This window comes from Mycobacterium sp. E802 (assembly GCF_001666875.1).
GTDB lineage: Bacteria > Actinomycetota > Actinomycetes > Mycobacteriales > Mycobacteriaceae > Mycobacterium.
The window spans coordinates 1-25061 of record NZ_LZJD01000187.1 but is presented as its reverse complement, the minus strand read 5'-3'; the positions used below and the strand labels follow the sequence as shown (position 1 = coordinate 25061).

The following is a 25061-nucleotide window of genomic DNA, read 5'->3' as shown; positions in this document are numbered from 1 at the left end:
CAGCGACAATCGCCTATCGGGCACCAGGGGCATCGTTGGTCACACCGTCAGTGTGTACTCACGTCGCTCAGATCCCAGTTGCCCCATATGCCACGGATTTTGGGTTGCTCATCTATCAGCGACAGTGTCGCTCGCAGCCCGGGCACTGGACGCATGATGCTTCTGAGACTGCAGGTACTGAAGTGGTAAAAATGCTCAGCGACAATGGGTTTGATGAGTCCTCTGGTGCCCACGTGGCGATTGTCGCTGGATTGTCGCTCATAGGCGGGCACTTCGTCATCCCGTCCGTTTCCACGACATGCCGAACGCGCAGCTGCGAGGCGATACGAAGCCCATCGAAAATATGGCGATGGGCGTCCGGAAATCGGAGAGTCACGCACCCGAGGAAACGCAATCCCTCACGTAAGTAGCGTGGGGGCCGAAAACCCGACGGAAAATCGCCGTGACGCTACCGACGCGAACGGAGCACGGGCAACCGCGCCGTCAATCGCTGAGACGATCACCCTCGTCGTGCTCGGGATCCGCCTCATCACGGTCACCGGATTCATCCTGGGACACGTCGGCCTCGCCAGCAGACTCAGCCGAGCCAGCCGAATCATCCTGGACGCCTCCATCGACCTCGGAGTCCTCAGAATCCGCGGAGTCCACAGAGTCCTTGGAGACCTCGGCGACCTCAGAGTCCTCGCCGTCCGTCACCGTCGATTCGGCAACTACCCCCGGCCAGTAAGTGCGCCACTCGTCTTCGGTGATCGTCCCCAGCGGTGCCACGTCGAGTTCCTCGGGGACGTCCTCACCGCGGCGGCCGGCCGCCACGTCGACTTCCACCAACCGGACGGTGTCCATGAACTCCAAAACGGCGCTGCGCAAGTCATTCTCGGCGTCGGTATCGGCTGACACCGTCACCGCGGTCAGTGCCGCGGGCACCAGATCGTCGGGCAGGCCGGCCTGCGCCACCCGGGCCAACACCTTCTGCGCCAATGCCAACGCCGGCTGACCGGTGGGCACGTCATCCATCGAGGATGCGCGGGCCTTCACCTTCTGCTCCTGGGCCTTGCGCTCCTCCCATTGAGCCAGCTGCTCTTCCAAGGAAATCGATTCTCCGGCAAGCACTGCCGGTACGCGGTTGCCGAGCTTGCGCACCAACGCGTCGGCGACGTCGTCGATGCCGAACGGATGTGTCGGCGCGTCCTCGGCGATGCGCGCGTGGAACAAGACCTGGAGCAGCACATCACCGAGCTCTTCCCGAAGCTCGTCGGCGTTGCCACCACGGACAGCGTCGAACAGCTCGTAGGTCTCTTCCAGCAGATACCGGCGCAGCGAGTCGTGGGTCTGCTCGCTCTCCCACGGCCCCGCGGTGCGCAGCTTGTCCATCATCGCCACCGCGTCCACGAGCCGCTCCCCCGGCTGTGCCTGCGGCGCTGCGATCAATCGATCCCCGGCGGCCAGCCGGGCCTTGACGGCCGGATGCTCGACATCCGACGAGAGCAATACCGGCGCGGCGTCACCTTCGGGCGCGTCGGAGAGCCAGGGCCGCGCGGCCGGCAGCGACCACGGCACCTTGATCGGCATCTCCTCGGTGTACTGGACATCACCGGTGAGAAATTCGATCGCCTCGACGGGCACCAGGGACGGCCGGCGGGGGTCGACCAGGACGACCGTCATGGTTTCACCTCCCCCGATGCGTTCGAGAATTTCGTTATATCAACATCTGTCTGGCCTTTTCCATGAAGAACCAGGACCAGACCCGCGACCATCTGGACAAGGTCAAGGTCGCGGATACGTGGTGAGCCGATGCCGTCGCTTTCCCGCGGGATCGGCACCTGGACCGTCGACGTGGTGGCCCGGTAGTGCCCGCCCGGATACATGCGCTTGAGCCGCAACTGCGCGGAATCGGGCAACACCAGCGGCGACAGCCGGATCGTCGAGGCCGACACCGCACCGATCTCGGTGATGCCGTACTCGCGGCACAGCAACCGCAGCCGCGCCACCGCGACCAGCCGCTGGGCGGGCTCGGGCAGCGGGCCGTACCGGTCGACGAGCTCGTCGACCACGGCGCGCACCGCGTCCTCGTCCGTTGCGGCGGCCAGCCGTCGATAGCCCTCCAACCGCAACCGGTCGCTGCCGATGTACTCCGGCGGCAGGTGCGCGTCGACCGGCAGATCGACCCGGACCTCCTTCGGCTCCTGCGGTGTCGCGACGGTTTTCCCGTCAGCGGCGGCGCGATACGCCTCGACGGCCTCACCGACCAGGCGCACGTACAGATCGAAACCGACACCGGCGACATGGCCGGACTGCTCGACCCCGAGCACGTTGCCGGCGCCACGAATCTCCAAGTCCTTCATGGCCACTGCCATGCCCGCGCCCAACTCGTTGTTCTGCGCGATGGTGGCCAGCCGGTCATACGCAGTCTCGGTCAACGGCGAGTTGGGCGGATACAGGAAGTAGGCGTAGCCGCGCTCACGGCTGCGTCCCACCCGGCCGCGCAGCTGATGGAGCTGGGACAGGCCGAACGTGTCAGCCCGCTCGACGATCAACGTGTTGGCATTGGAGATGTCCAGACCGGTTTCGACGATCGTGGTGCAGACCAGGATGTCGTACTCGCGGTTCCAGAAGCCCTCGACGGTTTTCTCGAGCGTCTCCTCGTTCATCTGTCCGTGCGCGACGACGACCCGCGCCTCGGGGACCAGCTGACGGATCCGCGCGGCGGCCTGATCGATGGTGCGGACCCGGTTGTGGATGTAGAACGCCTGTCCGTCACGCAACAACTCACGACGCAGCGCAGCGGCCACCTGTTTGTCATCGTGTGGGCCGACATAGGTCAGCACCGGGTAGCGCTCCTCGGGTGGGGTGAGGATCGTCGACATCTCGCGGATGCCGGCCAGGCTCATCTCCAGCGTGCGCGGGATCGGGGTGGCGCTCATGGTGAGCACATCGACGTGCGTGCGCATCGACTTGATGTGCTCTTTGTGCTCGACGCCGAAGCGCTGTTCCTCGTCAACGATGATGAGTCCCAGGTCTTTCCACGTCACTCCGGTCTGCAGCAGCCGGTGCGTGCCGATGACGACGTCGACCGACCCGTCGGCCATGCCCTCCATCGTCGCCCGCGACTCGGCCGGATCGGTGAACCGCGACAGCCCCTTGACCGTCACCGGGAACCCGGCCATGCGGTTGGTGAAGGTCTGCAGATGCTGGTCGGCCAACAGCGTCGTGGGCACCAGCACCGCCACCTGCTTGCCGTCCTGCACGGCCTTGAACGCCGCCCGCACCGCGATTTCGGTCTTGCCGTAGCCCACGTCGCCACAGATCACCCGGTCCATCGGAACCGGCTTCTCCATATCGGATTTGACCTCGGTGATCGCGGTCAACTGGTCCATGGTCTCGGTGAAGCCGAACGCGTCCTCCATCTCGTTCTGCCACGGAGTGTCTGGGCCGAAGGCATGCCCGGGCGCGGACTGGCGCTTGGCGTACAGCGCGACGAGTTCACTGGCGATCTCACGAACGGCCTTGCGCGCCTTGGTCTTCGTGTTGGCCCAGTCACTGCCGCCGAGCTTCGACAGTGACGGTGCCTCGCCGCCGACGTACCGTGACAGCTGATCGAGTGAATCCATCGGCACGTACAGCCGGTCGGATCCGCCGCCGCGCTTGGACGACGCGTACTCCAACACCAGGTACTCGCGGCGCGCGCCGCCGACCACCCGCTCGGTCATCTCGACGAACTTGCCGATCCCGTGCTGATCGTGCACCACCAGATCACCGGCGGTCAGGGCCAGCGGATCGACGACGTTACGCCGTTTGGCGGCAAGCCTTTTGCCTTCCGAGGCTGTCACCCGGTTACCGGTGAGATCGGTCTCCGTGATGATCACGAGGTTCGCTCCGGCCAGCACCACACCGTCGTGCAGCGGACCCTTGAGCACGCCGACGACACCGGCCTTGGGTGCTGCGCCCGGCTCCAACATGGCTGCGGGCGTGTCGGAGTCACCCAGCTGCTCGACGACGCGGTGGGCGGTACCGGTACCAGGGGTGACCACCGCCGCGTACCCGCCGGTGGCCACATGCGCCCGCAGCATCGCGAAGATCTCTTCGAGACTCTGCTGGCTGCGCGCCGAGGGAGACGGCCGCAGATCGAGCTCGGTGGCCTTCTCGTCGGGCAGCTGGCTCAACGTCCACCAGGGGTGCCCGCCGGCCACGGCGTCTTCGCGCGCCTGGGTGAACGGGACGAAGCCGGACGCGCCCATCGCCTCGATGTCGATCGGGGCGTCACCGCCGACGGCCGCCGTCGACCACGAAGCCTCGAGGAATTCCTGCCCGGTTTTGATCAGGTCCGCCGCGCGGGTACGCACCTTCTCCGGATCGCACAACAGCACCGGTGCGCCCTCCGGCAGGTGGTGCGTCAGCGTCGTCGGCTGCACCGGGTGCAGCAACGGCAGCAGCGCCTCCATCCCGTCGACGGGAATGCCCTCGGCGAGTTTGGCCAGCATGTCGGGAACGCTGCCGGGCACGCTGTTCTCGTGGGCGGGGTGATCCTTGGCCAGGGCGGCGGCACGCTCACGAACCTCGGGCGTCATCAACAGCTCGCGGCACGGCACCGCGACCACGTTCTGCACCGGGACCTCGGGGATCGACCGTTGGTCGGCGATCGAGAAACAGCGCATCTCGGAGATCTCGTCGCCCCAGAACTCGACGCGCACCGGATGCTCGGCGGTGGGCGGGAACAGGTCGAGGATGCCGCCGCGCACGGCGAACTCGCCGCGTTTGCCGACCATGTCCACCCGGGTGTAGGCCAGGTCGACCAGCCGGGTGATGACGTCCTCGAACTCGGCCTCCGCCCCGACCGTGAGGGTGACCGGCTCGATGCTCACCACGTCCGGAGCCATCGGCTGCAGCAGTGAGCGCGTGGTGGTGACCACCACCCGTAGCGGCGGGCCCAGCGTCTCGTCGTCGGGACAAGCCAGCCGGCGCAACAGCAGCAACCGGGCGCCGACGGTCTCCACACCCGGGGACAACCGCTCGTGCGGCAGCGTCTCCCAGGACGGGAACAGTGCGACGGCCTCGCCGAACACGCCACGCAACTCCGCAGTCAGATCATCGGCTTCGCGGCCAGTGGCGGCGACCACCAGCAACGGGCCCTGCTGGGCCAGCGCGGCGGCGACCAGCACTCGCGCGCTGGACGGACCCACGAGTGCGAGATCGGCGGGCCGGTCGGCGGCGCGGTGGATGACGTCCTGCAGGGACGGATCGGTCAAAGCCAGCTCAACGAGACCCGCAATCGGGGTCTGGACATGGTTGTGCCCCGGTGCGGTCATGATGGGACCCATTCTACGGGGCTGAGTTTTTTGGTCCGCCCCGCACGCGCGGGCACGATTTTGGTGCACCGAACCCCGGCCGTACCCTGCTAGCTTTTTGACAGAGAGCGTTCAGACAGGAGCCGTGATGGGCGGGAGCGGCCGATGACCGTCACGATCTCCGCCGTCACCGCCAGCAATCCGTCCGCCTTGTCCGACTCCGCAACCCAATTGCAGGGCAAGATTGATCGGCTTGAAGAACTGATCGGTCGTCAGAAGCACGTTTTGGCCGGTCTGGCCGCGGACTGGAAAGGCACCGCAGCTGACGCAGCGTTGGCTGCCGGTAACAAGAATCTCCAACGGCTGGTGGACCTGCAGTCGCGCCTGGCGAACATCCAGACCGCCCTGAAGTCCGGCGAAGCCAAACTCACACCGCTGCGCACCGAGATCCTCAACGTGTCCAAACAGGCGATGAGCCTCGGCGCCAACGTCAGCGACGATGGCACCGTCACCGCTGCGGGCTCAAGCAAGCTCATGACACCTAAACTGGCCGCCGCCTACACGTCCACCCTGAAAAGCCTTCTCCAGCAGTTTGACTCGGTCGACGAGGCAACGGCCAACGCACTCAGACAGAGCGCATCGGGAGCCGGAGATCCGAAGGCAAGCAATCTGGGCGACCTGCCGGCGTCGCCGCTCAAGCGCGATCTCGAATCCCTCAAGCCGCCTGACGGCGCCACCGACACCGAGGTCAACCAATGGTGGGACTCGTTGAGTGAGGAGGAACGGAACCGGATCATCGTCGAGCGGCCAGAATGGGTCGGAAACCTCGACGGAGTGCCCGGAACCGCGCGTGACCTGGCCAATCGCAACCGGCTGGGGACACTGCGGAAGGATCCCAACCTCTCGGCCGAAGAACGGGGCACGCTCGCCGAAATCGACAAGGCGTTGTCCGAGCCGGATCGTCAGCTTCTTGTTGTCGATTTCGACGGCGAGCATCCGAAAGTGGCGCTGGCGATCGGCAACGTCGATACCGCCGACCACGTCAGCGTGTATGTGCCGGGCACTGGGTCGGTGACCTATGACAAACCTAAGGCAGGCAATGATCTGCCCACCTACGTCAACCAATCACAGTGGCTGAAGACCGAGACCGAGCGGGTTCTAGAGAACGCAAAAAAGTACGATCAAACCGTCGCCACCGTCGCTTGGCTCGGATACGAACCCCCAGACAATGTCTTTCAGGCCATGAGCGCCCACTACGCCGACGACAACGCACCCAAACTCGCGTCGTTCATCAACGGCCTAGACAGTTCCCGCGATACCGATCCACACCTCACGGTTCTCGGCCACTCCTACGGTTCGACGTTGGCCAGCGAGGCCTTACAGCGTGGGACGGCTGCTGACGACGTGGTGTTCATGGGATCACCCGGTTTGGAGACCAACCCGCTGCAGTTCTACCGCGACACCACACCGTCAGATCTGCACCTATCTCAGGGGCACGTGTTCGTCGAGCATGCCGACTGGGACAAGGTGGCGTATTCCCGGATCTACGGAAGCACCCTCCCGGCGAATCTGCCCGGATTCACCGAGTTGACCACGGAGGCCATCACGACCCCCTGGGATGTGCCGCGGAACGAGTCATCGGGACACAGTAAGTATTCCTTCTCGGACACAACAGGCCTCTACAACCAGGCTGTTGTCGTGGCCGGACTCGGCCAGGATGAGAAATACGTGAGACTGGAGAAATGATGCAGCGGGTTGTGTCGATACTCGTACTGGTTATCGCCTTGACAGGATGCGGCCCAATGTTTGAGTCCGAATACGAGGGACCTGCCGAAGGCGACTACGGCTACGGGGCGCCAGAAGAACTTGAACCACTTATGGCCCGTCGCGACGCCGAAGAAGTCCTCGCCGACCGCGATCGGATGATCGCCGAAATCATTACTGCGTTGTCCAAGATTGTGCCCGGCGCGCAATACATTGCGCGAAGGGAGCCCGCAGCGTCACAGTGCGGGGACTTCGGCTCGACGTTCGCCAAGCAATACTTCAGTCAGCACTTCACGTCGAGTACCCCTGTTCCAGCCCCCCTGTGGAACAAGGCATCCCAAGCGGTCATCGACATCGCCGCCAAGTACGGCTACACCAATGTGACAAGCCGGACCGAAAATGCAACAGGCGACCACGCAAACGATCTGACAATCCGAGACAGTGACGGTGGACGTCTGGCATTCGGCTCAATGGAGGCATCCAGCATCCAGGTCACCACTGGCTGCTATCTCACCGCTGACGAGAAGCGGCAAGCCCGCGATGCCGCACCGAAGTAACTGGACCTCGTCAGGATCGGCCCCATCGGCGTCAAGGAACCGTCAAACCCGATGACGTAGGCGGCCGCGCGGCACACGGTGGAGCTATGACATTGCTGGACATCCTGCCGTCACTGCGAGCGACCACCCGACCACGACTCGACCCCAACATCTGGCCGCTCACCACCGGCGTCGACGAACTCGGTCGGATCATGGTCGGCCGGGTGGCCCTGACCGATATCGCCGATCAGTACCGCACACCGGCCTATGTGCTGGATGAGACCGATTTCCGTACCCGCGCCCGGCGTTATCGCGCCGCGCTGAACGAGACGCAGGTGGTGTACGCCGGCAAGTCGCTGTTGACGACGGCAGTCGCCCGATGGGCTGCTGAAGAAGGACTGGGCGTCGACGTGTGCTCGGCGGGTGAGTTGGCGACGGCACTGGCCGGCGGGGTCGACCCGGCGCGGATCGTGCTGCACGGCAACGCCAAATCCTGCGACGAACTGCGCGACGCCATCGACGTCGGGGTGGGCCGGATCGTCATCGACTCACCGATGGAGATCACCTACCTGGCCGGGCTGGTGCGTCGGCCGCAGCCGGTGCTGATCCGGGTCACCCCGGACATCGACATCTGTGGGCACCGCGCCGTCACCACCGGGGTGACCGACCAGAAGTTCGGCTTCGCACTGGCCGATCGACGGGCCGCCCGCGCTGCCGCCCGCATTCTGGCCACACCGAACCTCGACCTGATTGGCCTGCACTGCCATATCGGTTCGCAGATCACCGATCCCGCGCCGTATGGCGAGGCCGTGCACCGGCTGATCGGCGTGATGGCCGACATCCGCGCCGAACACGGCGTGCTGCTCACGGAGCTCAACATCGGTGGCGGACATGGGGTCCCGTATGTGCGCGGTGACGCGGCCCTCGACATCACGGCGTTCGCCAACGTCGTCGACGATGCCCTGACCACGGCATGTGCAGCCGAGAGGTTTCCCCGCCCGCGGCTGGTCGTCGAACCCGGACGGGCCATCAGCGCCCGGGCCGGTGTGACGCTGTACCGGGTGCACGGAGTGAAGGCCCAGCCCGACGGGCGCACCTTCGTCGCGGTGGACGGCGGCATGAGCGACAACCCGCGGGTCGCGCTCTATGACGCGAAATACACTGTCGCGCTAGCCAATCGACACCCGCTCGGGCCATCCATGGTAGCCACGGTAGTCGGTAGGCATTGCGAGGCCGGCGACGAGATCGTGCGCGATGTAGAACTGCCCGCCGACATCCACGCCGGCGACCTGTTGGCCGTGGCTTGCACCGGGGCCTATCAACACAGCATGGCCTCGACCTACAACATGGTGGGCCGCCCACCGGTGGTAGCAGTCCGCGACGGGGCCTCGCGGCTGTTGGTACGACGGGAGACGACGGCCGATCTGCTGTCGCGGGACCTGGGATGAGCGCCGTCAGCCGTCGCGCTCGGCAACATCCTTGATCCGGGCCAGGCGGCGTTCCCAACCCGCCGCGATACCGTCGAGCCGTCGCGCCACCTCACTGAGCCGAGCCCCCACCGCCTCGTACTTCACCTCGCGCCCCACCCGCGTGGCTACCACCAGGCCGACATCGGTGAGCACCCTCAGGTGTTTCGCGATGGCCTGGCGGCTGATCGGAAGCTCCTCGGCCAGCGCCGAGGCCGACGCGGGCCGACGCCCGAGCGCCACCAGGACCTGCCATCGGCTGTCGTCAGCGAGTGCCGCGAAAACCTGTACAGGCGAGGTAGTTTCATGCATCGGCGACAGCCCCCACTAGGTACTCGCGGGCGAGTCCGAGCTCGATCGCCCAGCCGCCACAGTGATCGTCGAACCGGGAACGGCGGTCAGCCTCAGGCTCGTCGAGCGAGGCGAACCCACTCTCGACGACACGCAGCACCACACCGGATGGCACCGGGGTGATCCAGAATTCGACAAGGGTGGAGGAGCTGTCCAGGTCATCGGCGTCGACGTACCACCGGAAGGCCGCATAGCGCGGCGCATCGAGCGCGACAGTCCGCAACGCGAACTTCCCGTGGGTGGGGTCGGTGACGATGGCGATGTCGCCGTCACGATCGATCTGATGCTCGGTGATCTGCTCGTCGTTGATGTACCAACCGGGTTCGCTCACCAGATCCCAGACTCGTTGCGCCGGTGCGTCGATGGTGATCTCACGTTCGATGCGGTCGTAGTCGGTGGTCATGTCGGGTTCCTCTCGGGCCGGATTACTGCAACCCCAGAGTTGCACATGAGGGCCCGTTACTGCAACCCTATGGTTGCAATAGTTTTACTCCTCGTGCAACACCGGATCGGACTCCAGATGGGTCAGCCCGTTCCAGGCCAGGTTGACCACGTGCGCAGCCACCACTTCCTTCTTGGGCTCGCGCACGTCGAGCCACCACTGCGCGGTCATCGACACCGACCCGACCAGCGCCTGGGCGTACAGCGGCGCCAGGTCGGGATCGAGGCCGCGGCGGGAAAAGTCGCCGGCCAGGATCGAGGACACCTGGTTGACCGCGTCGTTGAGCAGCGTCGCATAGGTGCCCGAGGTGATGGCGGCCGGCGAATCCCGGATCAGGATGCGGAAGCCGTCGGTGTGTTCCTCGACATAGGTCAGCAGCGCCAGCGCCACCCGCTCGACCCGCACCCGCGACCGGTTGTTGGTCAGCGACGAGGTGATCCCGTCCAGCAGCGCCGACATCTCCCGGTCGACGACGACGGCGTACAGGCCTTCTTTGCCGCCGAAGTGCTCGTAGACCACGGGTTTGGAGACACTGGCGCGCTGGGCGATCTCTTCGATCGAGGTGCCCTCATAGCCCCGTTCGGCGAACAACGACTTGGCGATCTCGATCAGCTGCTGTCGCCGTTCACTGCCGGTCATCCGGGCTCGAGGGGCCCGAACTTCCTTCTCGGGTGCTGCCACGCATATCAGGCTAGACCGTTCGACTAGAGTCTCTCCCGAACATTCCGTCGTGGTGTAATCGGCAGCACCTCTGATTTTGGTTCAGATAGTTCAGGTTCGAGTCCTGGCGACGGAGCGAGGCTTGCCGAGCGACCCGACAGCGTGAGGGCAATTGTCGTCGCCCAGCGTGCACACAATGCGCGCTTGCGACGGCGTGTCTCGTGCAGACACGCACGCTCGCGGAGAGAGGGGAACCCCCGTGTCGACCACCGAGGCCGCAGTCGTCGTACTGGCAGCAGGTGCCGGGACCCGAATGCGCTCGGACACCCCCAAGGTGCTGCATACATTGGGCGGCCGCAGCATGCTCAGCCACGCCGTTCACACCGTGGCCAACGCCACCGCCCGCCACCTGGTGGTCGTCCTCGGCCATGATCGGGAGCGCATCGCCCCCGCGGTCGACGAGCTCGCCGGCAAGTTGGGCCGCACCATCGACGTCGCGATCCAGGACCAGCAGCTCGGCACCGGCCATGCGGTGGCCTGCGGCCTGAGCGCGCTGCCTGACGAGTTCACCGGCACGGTCGTGGTCACCTCGGGCGACGTCCCGCTGCTCGACACCGACACGCTGGCCGGGCTGATCGACACCCACAGCGCCGCGACGGCCGCGGCCACCGTGTTGACCACGACGGTGCCCGACCCAACCGGATACGGCCGCATCCTGCGCACGCAGGACAACGAAGTCATCGGCATCGTCGAGCAGGCCGACGCCACCGAGTCGCAGCGGGCCATCCGCGAAGTCAACGCCGGGGTCTATGCCTTCGACATCGCCGACCTGCGCTCGGCGTTGAGCCGGTTGAGCTCGAACAACGCCCAGCAGGAGCTGTACCTGACCGACGTCATCGCGATCGTGCGCCAGGACGGCCGCACCGTGCGGGCCATGCATGTCGACGACAGCGCGCTGGTGGCCGGCGTCAACGACCGCGTCCAGCTCGCCGATCTGGGTGCCGAACTCAACCGCCGCATCGTGGCCCGCCATCAACGGGCCGGCGTGACGATCATCGACCCGGCCACCACCTGGATCGACGTCGACGTGACCATCGGGCGCGACACCGTCGTGCGCCCCGGAACGCAACTGCTCGGCACGACCGAGATCGGCGCGGGCTGCGAGATCGGTCCGGACTCCACGCTGACCGACGTCGAGGTGGGTGACGGCGCGTCGGTGGTGCGCACCCACGCTCAGCTCGCGGTGATCGGGGCCGGCGCCACCGTCGGCCCGTTCACCTACCTGCGGCCGGGCACCATCCTCGGGGCCGACGGCAAGCTCGGTGCCTTCGTCGAGACCAAGAACTCCACCATCGGCACGGGCACCAAGGTGCCGCACCTGACCTATGTGGGCGACGCCGATATCGGCGAGCACAGCAACATCGGGGCGTCGAGCGTGTTCGTCAACTACGACGGCGAGAACAAACACCGCACCACGATCGGGTCCCATGTGCGGACCGGCTCCGACACCATGTTCATCGCCCCGGTCTCGGTCGGTGACGGCGCCTACACCGGTGCCGGCACGGTGCTGCGTGATGACGTGCCACCGGGGGCGTTGGCGGTCTCGGACAATGCGCAGCGCACGATCGAGGGTTGGGTGGAGCGCAAGCGTCCGGGCTCTGCCGCAGCCGAAGCGGCACGCAAAGCGCGCGGCGAGACCGACTGACCTGTTGTGCTGAAGATTGTGGCTACCACGTGGCCTCAATCTTCAGCGTTGACGATCGCAAGTGTTGGCAATCTGGTAACCCGACTACGCACAACCAGAAACGCTACGTACGATTGCTCCGTATCGATCCCCAACCGCGAAGGCAGCCAAGTGGCCACGGACTGGACCGACAATCGAAAAAACTTGATGCTGTTCTCGGGGCGTGCGCACCCTGAGTTGGCGGAGCAGGTGGCCAAAGAACTCGGCACCGAGGTCACTGCGCAGACCGCCCGGGACTTTGCCAACGGCGAGATCTTCGTCCGGTTCGACGAGTCGGTGCGCGGCTGCGACGCCTTCGTGCTGCAGAGCCATCCGGCCCCGCTGAACCAGTGGTTGATGGAACAGCTCATCATGATCGACGCGCTCAAGCGCGGCAGCGCCAAGCGGATCACCGCGATCCTGCCGTTCTACCCCTACGCGCGTCAGGACAAGAAGCACCGCGGCCGCGAGCCGATCTCGGCGCGTCTGGTCGCCGACCTGCTCAAGACCGCGGGTGCCGACCGCATCGTCTCGGTGGACCTGCACACCGACCAGATCCAGGGCTTCTTCGACGGCCCCGTCGACCACATGCGGGGCCAGTCGCTGCTGTGCGGCTACATCGGTGAGAACTACGCCGGCTCGGACATGGTGGTGGTCTCCCCCGACTCCGGCCGCGTACGCGTCGCCGAGAAATGGGCCGACTCCCTCGGCGGTGTCCCACTGGCCTTCATCCACAAGACCCGCGACCCGCTGGTGCCCAACCAGGTGGTGTCCAACCGCGTGGTGGGTGACGTCAAGGGCAAGACCTGCATCCTGACCGACGACATGATCGACACCGGCGGCACCATCGCCGGCGCGGTCAAACTGCTCAAGCAGGACGGCGCCAGGGATGTGGTGATCGCCGCGACCCACGGCGTCCTGTCCGACCCGGCCGCCCAGCGTCTGGCCGAGTGTGGCGCCCGCGAGGTGATCGTCACCAACACGCTGCCGATCACCGAGGACAAGCAGTTCCCGCAGTTGACCGTGCTGTCCATCGCGCCGCTGCTGGCCTCGACGATCCGGGCGGTGTTCGAAAACGGTTCGGTCACCGGACTGTTCGACGGGTCCGCCTAATGGCGCGGATTCTTCACAACCCCAAGTGCTCGACCTCCCGCAAGACGCTGGATCTGTTGCGCGAGAACGGGATCGAGCCTGAGGTGGTGCAGTACCTCAAGACGCCGCCGACGCGTGACGAGATCAAGAAGTTGATCGCCGACGCCGGCATCGACGTGCGGACCGCGGTGCGCAAACGCGAATCGCTCTACACCGAACTGAATTTGGCCGACGCCTCCGACGAGGAACTGCTCGATGCGATGGCCGAGCACCCGATCCTGATCGAGCGGCCCTTCGTCGTCACCGACAAGGGCACCCGGCTGGCCCGGCCGATCGATTCGGTGCGCGAGATTCTGTGAAACGGCTGCTTGCCACGGCCGGCGCCCTGGCGATCCTGCTCACCGGCTGTGGCGCGAAAACCCCGGACTACCAGTCGATCTGGACGACGAGTTCGCCCACTGCGCCCCCCGATGCAGAAAACCAACCGGTGCCGCTGTGGCAGTACCTGGAGGACTCCGGTGTCGTCGGCGAACCCGTCGCACCCGAGAAGATCCCGCATCTGAACGTCACCATGCCCACCCCGCCGGGATGGCAGCCCTACAACAACCCGAACCTGGCCCCGGGCACCCGGATGATCGCCAAGGGCGACACCTATCCGACCTCGATGCTGCTGGCCTTCAAATTGCACGGCGATTTCGACGTGCCCAAGGCGCTGGAAGAACACGGCTACGCCGATGCGCAGCTGTCGGAAAACTTCAAGCAGCTCAACGCCTCCCACGCCGATTGGAAAGGCTTCCCCTCGGCGATGATCGAGGGTAGCTACGACCTCAACGGCAGGCGCATGCAGACCTACAACCGCATCGTCATCCCCGACGACGGACTGCAACCGCCGCAGCGCTACCTCATCCAGCTGACGATCACGACCTACGCCGACGAGGCTGCGGCGCAAGGGCCCGACATCGAATCGATCATCAGTGGTTTCGACGTCGCGAAAAAGTGACCGTGCCGGCCGTGTGCGGGCTGGCCTAAGGTAGCGGCATGAGTGGATGGACCAGCGCCGACCTGCCCTCGTTTCGCGGCCGCCGGGTGATCGTCACCGGCGCCAACAGCGGGCTGGGCCTCGTCACCGCCCGTGAGCTCGCCAGGGTGGGCGCCAAGGTCACCGTCGCAGTGCGCAATCTGGAGAAGGGCACGGCAGCCGCCGAGACGATGACGGGCGGGCAGGTCGAGGTACGCAAGCTCGACCTGCAGGACCTGGCCTCGGTGCACGAGTTCGCCGACACCGTCGAGAGCGTCGACGTACTGGTCAACAATGCCGGCATCATGGCCGTCCCGCTCAGTCGCACCGTCGACGGTTTCGAGAGCCAGATCGGCACCAACCACCTGGGCCACTTCGCCCTGACCAACCTGCTGCTGCCCAAGGTCACCGACCGGGTGGTGACGGTGTCGTCGTTGATGCACTGGATCGGCAAGATCAGCCTGCGCGATCTGAACTGGAAGTCGCGGCCGTACTCGGCGTGGCTGGCTTACGGGCAATCCAAGCTGGCCAACCTGATGTTCACCTCCGAGTTGCAGCGGCGGCTGACGGCGTCGGGCTCGCAGGTCCGTGCGGTGGCCGCGCATCCCGGCTATTCGGCCACCAACCTGCAGGGCCAGACCGGAAACAAGCTCGGCGCCCGGATGATGGCCACCGCCAACCGGGTGTTCGCCACCGACGCCTCGTTCGGGGCCCGGCAGACGCTGTACGCGGTATCCCAGGACGTGCCCGGCGACAGCTTCATCGGGCCGCGGTTCGGCCAGTTCGGCCCCAGCCAACCCGGCGGACGCAGCCCGCTGGCCCGCAACGTCGCCACCCAGAAGGCGCTGTGGGAGCTGTCCGAGCAGCTCACCAAGACCACCTATCCGCTGTAGCTCCGCCCGCGCGATTTTTGCCGGAAGCATCGCGTTTGCTACCCTGACCTGGCGTCACGGCGAGGGTGGACCTTCTGGACCACCGTTATCGGCGGGAACTTCTCCAGGTGTTGTGCCCTTTGCCGTGCTGACGATTCGACCGCAGTACCGCAAACAGAGGAGCAAGACCATGGCCAAAAGCGCCCCCGCCCCCAACAAGCTGACCGCTTCCGTGCGTACCCGCACCGGCAAGGGCGCCTCGCGCCAGGCCCGTCGTGACGGCAAGGTGCCCACCGTGCTGTACGGCCACGGCACCGAGCCCCAGCACCTGGAGCTCAATGCCCGCGAGTTCGCCGCGGTGCTGCGCCACTCGGGCACCAACGCCGTGCTCACCCTCGACATCGAAGGTACCGAGCAGCTGGCCCTGACCAAGGCGCTGGACATCCACCCGATCCGCCGCAACATCCAGCACGCCGACCTGCTCGTGGTGCGTCGTGGCGAGAAGGTCAACGTCGAGGTCACCGTCGTCGTCGAGGGCGACGCGGCCCCGGGCACCCTGGTCACCCAGGACACCAACACCATCGAGATCGAGGCCGAGGCCCTGTCGATCCCCGAGCACCTGACCGTGTCGGTCGAGGGCGTCGAGGCCGGCACCCAGTTCCTGGCCGGCCAGATCGAACTGCCCTCCGGTGTGTCGCTGGTGTCGGATCCCGAGCTGCTCGTGGTCAACGTCGTCGAGGCCCCGAGCGCCGAGGCGCTGGAGGCCGAGGGCGCCGGCGAGACCGCCGAGGCCCCGGCTGAGGAGCCGGCTGCCGAGGTTGTCGAAGAGTCGGCCGAATAACGCCTTAGGACATCTGTATCGATGGCCGAGCCGCTGCTGGTGGTGGGCCTGGGGAATCCCGGGCCCGCCTACGCCAAGACCCGGCACAACGTCGGGTTCATGGTGGCCGATGTACTGGCCGCCCGCATCGGCTCGGCCTTCAAGGTGCACAAGAAATCCGGTGCCGAGGTGATCACCGGTCGGCTCGCCGGAACCCCGGTGGTGTTGGCCAAACCGCGGTGCTACATGAACGAGTCCGGTCGTCAGGTCGGCCCGTTGGCCAAGTTCTATTCGGTGCCGCCCGGCCGCATCGTGGTGATCCACGACGAACTCGACATCGACTTCGGTCGCATCCGGCTCAAGGTCGGTGGCGGCGAAGGCGGTCACAACGGGCTGCGCTCGGTGGCATCCGCGTTGGGCAGCAAGGACTTTCAGCGGGTCCGCATCGGGGTAGGACGCCCGCCGGGCCGCAAGGATCCCGCCGCGTTCGTGCTGGAGGCCTTCACCGCCGCCGAGCGCGCCGAGTTACCCACGATCTGCGAGCAGGCCGCCGACGCCACCGAGCTGCTGATCGCCCAAGGCCTGGAGCCGGCCCAGAACACCGTGCACGCCTGGTGATTCACCACTCGAACGGCCGGTCGAGGACCAGCGTGCGTTCGGCGTCGGGATACCACCCCTGCGGCGCATATTGGTCGGTGTGCAGATAGCACTGCACCCGTACCTCACGACTACCGGGACTGAACGTGAGCAGCCGACTGATCGGCAGGGTCGTGATCGGCATGTGATGGCGACTCAGTGACGCCACATTCATGAAATAGGTTCCGCCCCAAGCCTGCTCGATATGCGTCTTGCCGCCGTGGTTGTCGTCGGGGTGAGTGTGGGTGTGGCCGGCCAACCACAGCGCGACCGCGCCCGGATGGTCGGTGAGGTACCGCTCGAACGCCCCGGAATCAGGCTTGCCGCCGACCCAGTACAGGTACGACGCGCCCTGCGGCGTCCCCTCCAGGAAGGGCCGGTGGTAGTGCTCATGCAGCCTCCCTTCCGAATCCCGACGCACCCCCTCCCACTCCCCTGATGCCACCGTGGTGTCCTTGAGGACGTAGTGGTGCACCGTGATGATGATCGAATCGTGGTTCTGCTCAACCATGTTCGCCCACCACCGAAATGTGTCCTCGGAGACCACCCCGCCGGGGTTGCCGCCGAGGGTGCCGCGACCCACCGTCTGCGACGGCTCGTTGCGGTCACTGAGCATGAGGAACAGCACGTTACCGACGCGGAACGAATACCGTTCCCACGTCCCGGTCACCGGATACCGGCGGGATGTGGCGTCGACGCCGGAATACGGGGTGTGCTCACCGAGCGGGTCGATCCATTTCTGCCACCACCACGCGTCCGGTTCGGAAAGCCCGCTGCGGTCGTGGTTACCGCACACCGAGTACACGTCTTCACGCCGGTGTTTACGCATCACCGACAGTTGCCGCCGGACCTCCTGCCCCTCGGCATCGTCGGGCAGGCTGTGGTGCGCACCGGACATGTCTCCGACGTCCACGGCAATGTCCCAGTCGAACGGCGGCCCGCCGTGCGCACCACCGAATTCCGACTGACGGATGGCCTCGGCCAGGCTCTGCCGGCCGAACTGTTTGTCCGTACCGACGTGGGCGTCACCGAACGCCCACAACCGAAACTCACCGTCCTGCGTCGCCATCGCCGCTGAACCCTAGTGCCACAGGCTCACTCGAGTCGGGCATTGCACTCAGGCTGATTGCAACGGTGCCGGCCGGCTGTCGTAAGGATCGCCGCGATCGCCGTAAAGAAACCGTTCGGATGCACCCGCGGCCCACATCGGGCCGGTACACCCGAGATATGGACCGCATCCGACTATTGGCTCCACTGCTCGACGGGTCACGCGAGTGGGGCTGTCTCCAGGTCAAGCCCGGTCGCTGGGGTGCGACGTACTACCGCCTGGTGGTGTACCCGCCGGGCCTGAGCGTGCCCGAGCGCCGGCTGGTGCGGTTGGCCCGCGGTTGGCCGCTGTGGGGGATGCTGCTGTGGTTGCTGTGCCAACTGTGGCTGATCGGCGAGATATCGCCATGGGCGGCCTTCGGCGTTTCCACCGCGGTATTCGTCGCCACCGGGCTCGTCGCGCTCGGCCTGTCGGGCGGTGCGTACCACCGGGTCCAGACACTTTGCGTGACAGTGCTGGTCGGCGACGACGATCCACAGTCACGGATGGCACGAAATCGGTTGATCGCGCTGGCCGCAATACTCCTGCGAGCCGATGAGGACCGCGACCGTGGCGAGATCACCCGGGTGGACCACGAGCTGATCTGGTGGGAGGTCTACAACGATCTACAGACGAATGGCAACGCCGAGGCCCGGCAGGCCGGCTGATGTCAGATCTGCTCGAGGTGTTGTCGATGATGAGTGTCCCGGCGGCAATCCTGTTGACGTTGCGCTGGTATGTGATCCGCCAGAACCGAATTGCCGATGCCGCCGAAACGACGACCGACCCGCGGCTGCCGTCATCGCGGTGAAGGTGCCCAAAACGCCTCCGCGAGCGCGCATGTCAGAGCAGACACGCACGCTCGCGGCGCTGTGAAGTGAAACTGGTTGTGTCAGCGACGACCGCCGGGCATGCCCAGCCACGGGATGACCGGAATGTTGGCCGGCGGAGCCGTCGTGCCGGGGCGCGCCTTGATCGACGTGCTGCCGTTGGTGGTGCAGATGGTCTTGGTGGCCGTGTCCTGGCAGGTCGGTCGAGCGGACGCCATCGGCGCCGAAATCACCGACACTGCCGCCAGACCCGCCATCACGAAGGCAAACTTCCCGCGACCTGTCATCATGTCCTTCCCTTTCCGGGCTACGACCGCGATACCAGAGTGGTCATGCGCGAAACGCGCTGGCATCCGCTCGCTCATCAGGGGCAGGCCGATACGACAACGGGAGAATCCGCATCGAGCGGGGTGTTGTTCGCCGCTGCCCGGTTGAACGCATCCTGACGCGCGGCTTCCACGGTGGGCCCTGCGCCACCGGCCACAGCCCAGTTGCTGTCGCTGGCGACAGACACGATGCAGAGGTTGTCGTTGGTCACCTCATCGGCCGTGCAGTCCAGACCGCCGGCGTTTGTGCACGCCGCGATGACTGCCGACGAGGCCTCTTCGGCGGTGTCCCCCGTGGCTGTGAAACCCGCCAGGGTGCCTTCGAATTCACCGGTGCCCACGGCCGCGAAGATATCTTCGGGGTCGCCTTCCACATATCCACCCGGGCCACCCGCCCATGCGGTGCCCGCAGAGATCCCCGCGGCGATAACGCCCGCTCCGAGGATCGCCGAAAGCCATCGGGTATTGACCATTCCGGTCCTCTCCTAGAAGTAGTTCGGCGTCAGAATACACAGGAGAAGCCCAGTTCGCTTGCGGTCCAACGATGACGGGGTGTCATTTCCGAATGAAATGGCGCCCCGCGTGACTGTGCGTGAACAGCTGGCAAATTGCGGCGTGTCGCGCCGCAGACGCGCACGCTCGCGGTGGGAAAGGGGCGGGCTAGCCGGTGACGAGCGAGACCGAATTGGCGCGACGCAGCTTGCCCGACGGCGTCTTCGGGATACTGCCGGGCCCCAGCACGACGACGTTGCGCGGACGCATGTCGACCTCGGAGACCACCTCGTGCGCCACCTGATGCTCGATGCGACGCACCTCGGCGGGATCCTGCCAGGCGTTGGATTCGACTGCGACAGCGAAGGTTTCGCGTGAGTGCCCGGCATCCAGCCGCACCGCGACGGCGCAGCCGGGGCGTACGCCCTCGACGCGGCCGGCCGCACGTTCGATGTCGGTCGGGTAGATGTTGCGTCCGGCCATGATGATCACGTCCTTGACGCGACCGCACACCACGACGTTGCCCTCCTCGGTGATGTAACCGAGATCGCCGGTGTCATACCAGCCGTGCTCGTCCTGGGCCGGCAGGAAACCACCCATGGTGATGTAGCCGGGCGTCAGCGACTCCCCGCGCAGTTCGATGACGCCGACGCCGCGAGGCTGCATGACCTCACCGTTCTCGTCGACGACGCGGGCCTCCAGGTCGCGCAGCAGCGGCCCCAGGGACGCCAGCCGCTTGGTGTTGCCCTTGGTGGCAGGTACGGCGCGGCGCAGCGCGGCCAGCAGGTCGGCGTCGACCTCGTCGACCACCAGGCCGGCGTTGCACGGCGAGAACGACACCGCCAGACACGTTTCGGCCATGCCGTAGGCCGGCAGGATCGCCGAGGGCTTGAGCCCGAACGGTTTACCGGCGTCGATCAGATCTTCGACGTCGGCCGGCTCGACGGGCTCGGCACCCGACAGCGCGAACCGCAGCGTGGACAAGTCGTACTCACCCGGCTTGGCCTGGCGGCGCAGTCGCTTGGCGAACAGCGCGTAGGCGAAGTTGGGCGCCGCGGTCATGGTGCCCTTGTACTTGTCGATGAGCTTGGCCCACAGCAACGTATCGCGCAGGAAGTCCATCGGCGTGACCTTGACGAGCTCGGCGCCGAAATACATCGGGATGGTCAGGAAGCCGACCATGCCCATGTCGTGGAAGCAGGGCAGCCAGCTCACCATGACGTCCTTGTCGACGTCGTACTCCGCGCCGATGAACATCGCCTCGGCATTGGAGTGGATGTTGCGGTGGGTGATCTGCACGGCCTTGGGCGATCCGGTCGAGCCGGAGGTCAGCTGCATGAGCGCCAGATCGTCCTCGCCGGTCTCCACCGGGTCGATCGGGTCGGCGGCCAGCAGGTCGACCACCTTGAGCACCTTGATGCCCTTTTCTTCGAGCACCGGGATCGCGACCAGGAACGGCTCGGAGACGATGACCGCGTCGGCCTCGATCATGCCGATCACGTTCATGGTGTCCTCGGCCCACACCGCCAGGTCGGTACGCGGGGTCGGCTGGTGCAGCATCGTCAGGCTCGCGCCGCGCATCCACACGCCCTGGGCGGTCGGGGCGATCTCCACCGGGAAACCGGCCAGCACGCCCACGGCGTCACCGTGGCCGATACCCGCGGCGGCCAGGCCGCCGGCGATGCGCCGGGCCCGCTCGTGAACTTCACCCCAGGTGTGGCGAACCGGCTCGTGCGGTTCGCCGGTCACCATGCCGCGCGTGCTCTCCTGAGCATTGCGGAACATTTTCTCGGTGAATCTGCTCACGACGACCTCCTTGGCTTCCGCGGCACTGACACCGACGGCGCTACGCCCGGTGCTGATGCCCGGTTCTCCATGCTCCGCCCGCTGTGTAACGCTTGTGAGTAGGCGCGCGCACACGATTGGGCAGCAGTTATGTCTCGATTCGGTGATGCCGCAGGTCCGGGTACGCGGGTGTGCGACCGCCCGTGATCACGGGTGCCGGGCGCATAAGTCGCATCCGATGCGAAACCGCTAGCATTCACCGTCGATCATCTTAAGAGACCCTTAAGTAACTGGCCAAACCCTCGCAGTAATTGAGGTCTGCGTCACAGTCGGGTCCTCGCGGCATGGGTCGCGGCGCTGCCGGTCGCGCCGTTTTCTACTCAGCGGTCGCTCGGATTCGCCGTTGACCGCCCTGGCGTCGAAAACGGCACCGCAACCCGCACCGAGCCGGCGCACACCTACACCGACGGCGTCGGCGCCGGAACCACGCGGGCGCCGCTGACCGGCCCGCTGGCCACCCGCACCGTCCGGCACACCCCGGCCCCGGCCAGTTGCGCCCCGACATCCACCGCGGCGGTCGACGACGGGCACAGGAACGCACACGTCGGCCCCGATCCGGACACGATGCCCGCCAGTGCGCCGGCCTCCACCCCGGCCCGCAGGGTCCGGCGCAGATCGGGATACAGGCTCAATGCGGCCGGCTGCAGGTCATTGCCCAGCAGGGCGGCGAGTTCGGCCGGGTCACCGGAAGCCAGCGCCGCCAGCACCGGTTCTGGTTCCTCGACCCGTGGCGGGCCGCCGGTCGAGGTGTCCGCACGCAGCCGGTCCAGCTCGCCGAACACCTTGGGCGTGGACAGCCCCCGGTGCGCGAACGCCAGCACCCAGTGGAAGGTGTTGCGGGCCAGCACGGTGGCCAGCTCTTCGCCGCGGCCGGTGCCCAGCGCCGTGCCGCCGTGCAGCGCGAACGGCACATCGCTGCCCAGCTGGGCGGCCAGCGCGTGCAGATCGCGCCGGGGCACCCCGAGTTCCCACAGCGTGTTCATCGCCACCAGCACGGCCGCCGCGTCGGCACTGCCGCCGGCCATGCCCCCGGCCACCGGGATCGACTTCTCGATGCTGATCGCAACGTCTGGGGCACGGCCCACGTGTTCGGCCATCAGTTCGGCGGCCCGCCACGCCAGGTTGCGCTCGTCGGTGGGCACCGACTCCACGCCCTCCCCCGACACGGTCAGCGACAACACGTCGGCGTTGCGCACCGTCACCTCGTCCAGCAGCGACACGGCGTGGAACACCGTGGTGAGGTCGTGGTAGCCGTCGTCGCGCACATCGCCGACGGCCAGGTACAGGTTCACCTTGCCGGGGACGCGCACGCTGACCGAACCGGTGGGGACCCATTCGGAGGCGGTACTGCCGTCGGATGCTGACACGGCCACGACACTATCGCCGCCCACCGGTCGTTGTCGGTGAACTTAAGCTGAGACGATGCCCTCACCCGAGGTGATCGTCGCCGGATACACCGCGGCGGAAGTCATCGGCCGCGGCGGGTCGGCCGTGGTGTACCGGGCGAGAACCGCCGACGGGCACACCGTCGCGCTGAAGGTTCTCGATGATCAGCACCGCAGCCCGGACCACCTGGCTCGGCTGCAGCGGGTCTTCGACTTCGCCCGCCGGCTCGACCACCCCAACATCGTGACCGTGTACGCGGCGGGCCCAGGCTGGCTGGCCGCCGAGCTGCTCGACGGCGGCACGGTGAACAGCCTGCCGGGCGTTTCCGAGCGGCTCACCGCCCTGACCCAGATCGCCGGCGCGCTGGACCATGCGCACCGGCGCGGAATCGTGCACTGCGATGTCAAGCCGGCGAACATCATTGTGGATCAGCCGTTTTCGCGGGCGGTGCTGATCGACTTCGGAGTGGCGCATTCGATGGCCGAGGACGTCGCCGCCCGGCTGGCGCACAACACCTCACGGCTGAGCCTCGACCCGGCCCGCCGGATCACCCGTCAGGCCGCCGCCCCGCACCCGAATGTCGTGGCGTCGCTGCCCTATTCGGCACCTGAACTCCTCGCCGGCCGCGCGCCGACGGGAGCCACCGACCAGTACGCGCTGGCTTGCTCCGCCGTCGAGCTGCTGACCGGGTCACCACCGTTTGCCGCTGACGACGCGATAGGCATGATCGATCACCACATGAACAGCCGGCCACCGCGAATATCGCAGCGGTGCAACTGGATTCCGCCGGCGCTCGATCGGGTGGTGGCGACGGCGTTGGCCAAGGACGCCGATCGGCGTCACGCCTCGTGCGCAGAGTTCATGGGTCTGGTCAACGAGGCGTTGGGCCGCCCAACGTGAAGAAGATCGCGAAATTGTCGAGAAATCGCGCGATCTTCTTCACATTGGGCTCTAAAGGCTAGGCCTTCTGGGTCGCCTCGAGCTGCGTCGCCTCGAGTCGGGCTGCGGCCTCGGCCTGAGCCGCTGCCTCGCCCGCGGCCTCCTTGGCCCGCTGCAGGAGCCGCACGAAGTCGGCGATCCCGAGCGTCTCACCTCGACGCGACGGGTCGATGCTGGCAGCCAGCAGCCGCTCGGCCGACTCGTTGCCCGACCCGGCCCAATCGGCGAACGCATTGCGCGAGGTCTTGCGGCGCTGCGCGAAACCGATGTCGATGAGGCTGAACACCTCGTCGCGGAACGCGGTGTCCGTCGGCCACGGCGACGTCTCGTACCGGTCGATGCGCACCAAGCCCGAGTACACCCGCGGGATCGGCCAGAACACCGTCGGCGAGACCATCCCGTGCCTGCGCACGTTTCCGTAGAAACGCACCTTGGCGCTGGGCACCCCGTAGTCCTTGCCACCGGGTTCGGCCGCCAGCCGTTCGGCGACCTCGGCCTGCACCATGACCATCACCGTGCGAATCGACGGGAATTCGGCCAACAGGTGCAGGATCGCCGGCACGGCCACGTTGTACGGCAGGTTCGCCACGAGCGCGGTCGGCTGTTCGGCCAGATCGGACGGCATCAACGTCAGGACGTCCTGGTTGATGACGGTGAGCCGGTTGATCTCGCTGTGTGAGTGATCGGCGATGGTGGCCGGCAGTTGCTTGGCCAGGATCGGGTCGATCTCGACCGCGGTCACCTTCGCGCCGCGATCCAGCAGGGGCAAGGTCAGTGACCCGAGGCCCGGTCCGACCTCCAGCACATGGTCGTTCCGGTTGATCCCGGAAGCCGACACGATGCGCCGAACGGTGTTGGCATCATGAACAAAATTCTGGCCAAAGGCCTTGCGTGGTCGAAAGTCGATCTCTTTCGCCAAGCGTCGTATCTCGGTCCGCCCGAGCAGTCGAATAGTCAGCGCGCCCCAATCCTCCCACTACACACCGGCCAAGCTCCCCAGCCCTGCCGGGCTTGCGTCACCGTAGCAATCGCAATCTGCTCTTCTCTTGTCGCCAAATCGGCCCTCGGAGCATACCGCAGACCGCCCTGTCGCTCCCAGGTGTTCTGGTCGAATTGCACCCCGCCATAAAAACCGTTACCAGTGTTAATGGCCCAATTACCTCCCGCTTCGCACTGCGCGAGGGAGTCCCATTGAGCGCCGTTGGCGACCGGCGGAACTTCGGTGCCCGGCTTTGCTCCGACCCGCAGCACACCATCACGAGCCGGCGTGATTACGACATTGGCTACTGGCAGCCTGCCGGTCTCCACACCGTTCACCTTCGCCACGGCGTAGGTGACGTCCTGGGTGCCGGGTGCACCCGGATCCTCGACGATCTGGCGGCTCATGTTGAGCTCGACGTCTTCGATGCGCTTGTTGCCCGGGGCCAGCGGTATCCGCTCGGTCACCGAGGGTATGCAGATCCAGGTGACCCGTAAGCGCATCGAGAAGGTGAC

24 protein-coding genes, 1 tRNA gene and 1 pseudogene are annotated in these 25061 nt (G+C 66.3%); 14 read left to right on the top strand and 12 right to left on the bottom strand.

Features of this window, described 5'->3' with window-relative positions:
• Positions 1–483 precede the first annotated feature (483 nt).
• Both A5699_RS27305 and mfd read right to left on the bottom strand, forming a co-directional pair.
• The gene (locus A5699_RS27305; RefSeq protein WP_231965859.1) at positions 484–1662 is read right to left on the bottom strand and encodes a nucleoside triphosphate pyrophosphohydrolase; all 1179 of its coding nucleotides are present in this window, start codon (positions 1660–1662) and stop codon (positions 484–486) included.
• Entirely contained in the window at positions 1659–5303 is a 3645-nt protein-coding gene (mfd, locus tag A5699_RS27300; protein ID WP_067776775.1) for a transcription-repair coupling factor, read from the bottom strand. The genes A5699_RS27305 and mfd overlap by 4 nt, the downstream gene beginning before the upstream one ends.
• 144 nt (positions 5304–5447) lie before the next feature.
• Between mfd and A5699_RS27295 the strand changes: the two genes are divergently transcribed.
• The 3 genes from A5699_RS27295 to lysA all read left to right on the top strand — a co-directional run bounded on the left by A5699_RS27295 (position 5448) and on the right by lysA (position 9030).
• Positions 5448–7028, top strand: coding sequence for an alpha/beta hydrolase (locus tag A5699_RS27295; protein ID WP_067776764.1), 1581 nt, complete (start codon positions 5448–5450; stop codon positions 7026–7028).
• Between the two features lie 56 nt (positions 7029–7084).
• On the top strand, positions 7085–7603 hold the full coding sequence (locus A5699_RS27290) for an LppA family lipoprotein (protein ID WP_231965858.1): 519 nt from the start codon (positions 7085–7087) through the stop codon (positions 7601–7603).
• 86 nt (positions 7604–7689) lie between these two features.
• A complete protein-coding gene (gene lysA / locus A5699_RS27285) occupies positions 7690–9030 on the top strand; it encodes a diaminopimelate decarboxylase (RefSeq protein ID WP_067776761.1) in 1341 nt (446 codons plus the stop codon).
• A 6-nt stretch (positions 9031–9036) separates the two neighbouring features.
• Here the strand turns inward: lysA and A5699_RS27280 are convergent, their stop codons facing one another.
• The 3 genes from A5699_RS27280 to A5699_RS27270 form a co-directional block, all read right to left on the bottom strand.
• A complete protein-coding gene (locus A5699_RS27280) occupies positions 9037–9360 on the bottom strand; it encodes a metalloregulator ArsR/SmtB family transcription factor (protein ID WP_067776758.1) in 324 nt (107 codons plus the stop codon).
• Positions 9353–9802, bottom strand: a complete 450-nt coding sequence (locus tag A5699_RS27275) for an ATPase (protein ID WP_067776756.1) — start codon at positions 9800–9802, stop codon at positions 9353–9355. Before A5699_RS27275 ends, A5699_RS27280 begins: the two co-directional genes overlap by 8 nt.
• Positions 9803–9886: 84 nt before the next feature.
• On the bottom strand, positions 9887–10480 hold the full coding sequence (locus A5699_RS27270) for a TetR/AcrR family transcriptional regulator (protein WP_067776753.1): 594 nt from the start codon (positions 10478–10480) through the stop codon (positions 9887–9889).
• Positions 10481–10565: 85 nt separating this feature from the next.
• Here A5699_RS27270 and A5699_RS27265 point away from each other — a divergent pair.
• The 8 genes from A5699_RS27265 to pth all read left to right on the top strand — a co-directional run bounded on the left by A5699_RS27265 (position 10566) and on the right by pth (position 16644).
• Positions 10566–10637, top strand: a tRNA-Gln gene (locus A5699_RS27265).
• Positions 10638–10760: 123 nt separating this feature from the next.
• Positions 10761–12206 carry a bifunctional UDP-N-acetylglucosamine diphosphorylase/glucosamine-1-phosphate N-acetyltransferase GlmU gene (glmU, locus tag A5699_RS27260; protein WP_082957898.1) on the top strand — a complete coding sequence of 482 codons (1446 nt, stop codon included), beginning with the start codon at positions 10761–10763 and terminating at the stop codon, positions 12204–12206.
• 150 nt (positions 12207–12356) lie between these two features.
• Positions 12357–13337, top strand: coding sequence for a ribose-phosphate diphosphokinase (locus A5699_RS27255; protein WP_067776747.1), 981 nt, complete (start codon positions 12357–12359; stop codon positions 13335–13337).
• Complete coding sequence (gene arsC, locus A5699_RS27250; RefSeq protein ID WP_067776744.1) at positions 13337–13675, top strand: arsenate reductase (glutaredoxin); 339 nt, start codon at positions 13337–13339, stop codon at positions 13673–13675. The genes A5699_RS27255 and arsC overlap by 1 nt, the downstream gene beginning before the upstream one ends.
• Entirely contained in the window at positions 13672–14316 is a 645-nt protein-coding gene (locus A5699_RS27245) for an LpqN/LpqT family lipoprotein (RefSeq protein ID WP_067776741.1), read from the top strand. Before arsC ends, A5699_RS27245 begins: the two co-directional genes overlap by 4 nt.
• Before the next feature lie 38 nt (positions 14317–14354).
• Complete coding sequence (locus A5699_RS27240) at positions 14355–15227, top strand: oxidoreductase (protein ID WP_067776738.1); 873 nt, start codon at positions 14355–14357, stop codon at positions 15225–15227.
• A 169-nt stretch (positions 15228–15396) separates the two neighbouring features.
• Positions 15397–16047 carry a 50S ribosomal protein L25/general stress protein Ctc gene (locus A5699_RS27235; protein ID WP_067776735.1) on the top strand — a complete coding sequence of 217 codons (651 nt, stop codon included), beginning with the start codon at positions 15397–15399 and terminating at the stop codon, positions 16045–16047.
• A 21-nt stretch (positions 16048–16068) separates the two neighbouring features.
• Positions 16069–16644, top strand: coding sequence for an aminoacyl-tRNA hydrolase (gene pth, locus A5699_RS27230; protein ID WP_067776732.1), 576 nt, complete (start codon positions 16069–16071; stop codon positions 16642–16644).
• A gap of 1 nt (position 16645) precedes the next feature.
• On the opposite strand, the gene A5699_RS27225 is transcribed toward pth, so the two are convergent.
• Complete coding sequence (locus A5699_RS27225) at positions 16646–17731, bottom strand: hypothetical protein (protein ID WP_067776729.1); 1086 nt, start codon at positions 17729–17731, stop codon at positions 16646–16648.
• A 158-nt stretch (positions 17732–17889) separates the two neighbouring features.
• Between A5699_RS27225 and A5699_RS27220 the strand changes: the two genes are divergently transcribed.
• Together A5699_RS27220 and A5699_RS29420 are read left to right on the top strand one after the other, a co-directional pair.
• The gene (locus tag A5699_RS27220; protein ID WP_067776726.1) at positions 17890–18417 is read left to right on the top strand and encodes a DUF6611 family protein; all 528 of its coding nucleotides are present in this window, start codon (positions 17890–17892) and stop codon (positions 18415–18417) included.
• A complete protein-coding gene (locus A5699_RS29420) occupies positions 18417–18560 on the top strand; it encodes a hypothetical protein (protein ID WP_157561480.1) in 144 nt (47 codons plus the stop codon). Before A5699_RS27220 ends, A5699_RS29420 begins: the two co-directional genes overlap by 1 nt.
• An 81-nt stretch (positions 18561–18641) precedes the next feature.
• Here A5699_RS29420 and A5699_RS27215 read toward each other — a convergent pair whose 3' ends face one another.
• The 4 genes from A5699_RS27215 to A5699_RS27200 all read right to left on the bottom strand — a co-directional run bounded on the left by A5699_RS27215 (position 18642) and on the right by A5699_RS27200 (position 22609).
• The gene (locus A5699_RS27215; protein WP_231965857.1) at positions 18642–18869 is read right to left on the bottom strand and encodes a hypothetical protein; all 228 of its coding nucleotides are present in this window, start codon (positions 18867–18869) and stop codon (positions 18642–18644) included.
• Positions 18870–18943: 74 nt separating this feature from the next.
• The gene (locus tag A5699_RS27210) at positions 18944–19378 is read right to left on the bottom strand and encodes a DUF4189 domain-containing protein (protein ID WP_067776723.1); all 435 of its coding nucleotides are present in this window, start codon (positions 19376–19378) and stop codon (positions 18944–18946) included.
• Between the two features lie 187 nt (positions 19379–19565).
• Positions 19566–21203, bottom strand: a complete 1638-nt coding sequence (locus A5699_RS27205; protein ID WP_067776719.1) for a fatty acyl-AMP ligase — start codon at positions 21201–21203, stop codon at positions 19566–19568.
• Between the two features lie 437 nt (positions 21204–21640).
• Positions 21641–22609, bottom strand: a complete 969-nt coding sequence (locus tag A5699_RS27200; protein ID WP_067776766.1) for a 4-(cytidine 5'-diphospho)-2-C-methyl-D-erythritol kinase — start codon at positions 22607–22609, stop codon at positions 21641–21643.
• Positions 22610–22664: 55 nt separating this feature from the next.
• Here A5699_RS27200 and A5699_RS27195 point away from each other — a divergent pair, with 55 nt between their 5' ends.
• Positions 22665–23528 (top strand): serine/threonine-protein kinase, encoded by an 864-nt coding sequence (locus tag A5699_RS27195; protein ID WP_067776716.1) that lies wholly within the window; start codon positions 22665–22667, stop codon positions 23526–23528.
• A gap of 98 nt (positions 23529–23626) precedes the next feature.
• Here the strand turns inward: A5699_RS27195 and rsmA are convergent.
• Together rsmA and A5699_RS27185 are read right to left on the bottom strand one after the other, a co-directional pair.
• A pseudogene (gene rsmA, locus A5699_RS27190) lies at positions 23627–24525 on the bottom strand (16S rRNA (adenine(1518)-N(6)/adenine(1519)-N(6))-dimethyltransferase RsmA); the annotation flags it as partial.
• Positions 24522–25061, bottom strand: a 540-nt coding sequence (locus tag A5699_RS27185) for a resuscitation-promoting factor (protein WP_197508414.1), incomplete at its 5' end; no start/stop codon positions are given. The pseudogene rsmA and the gene A5699_RS27185, both read right to left, overlap by 4 nt.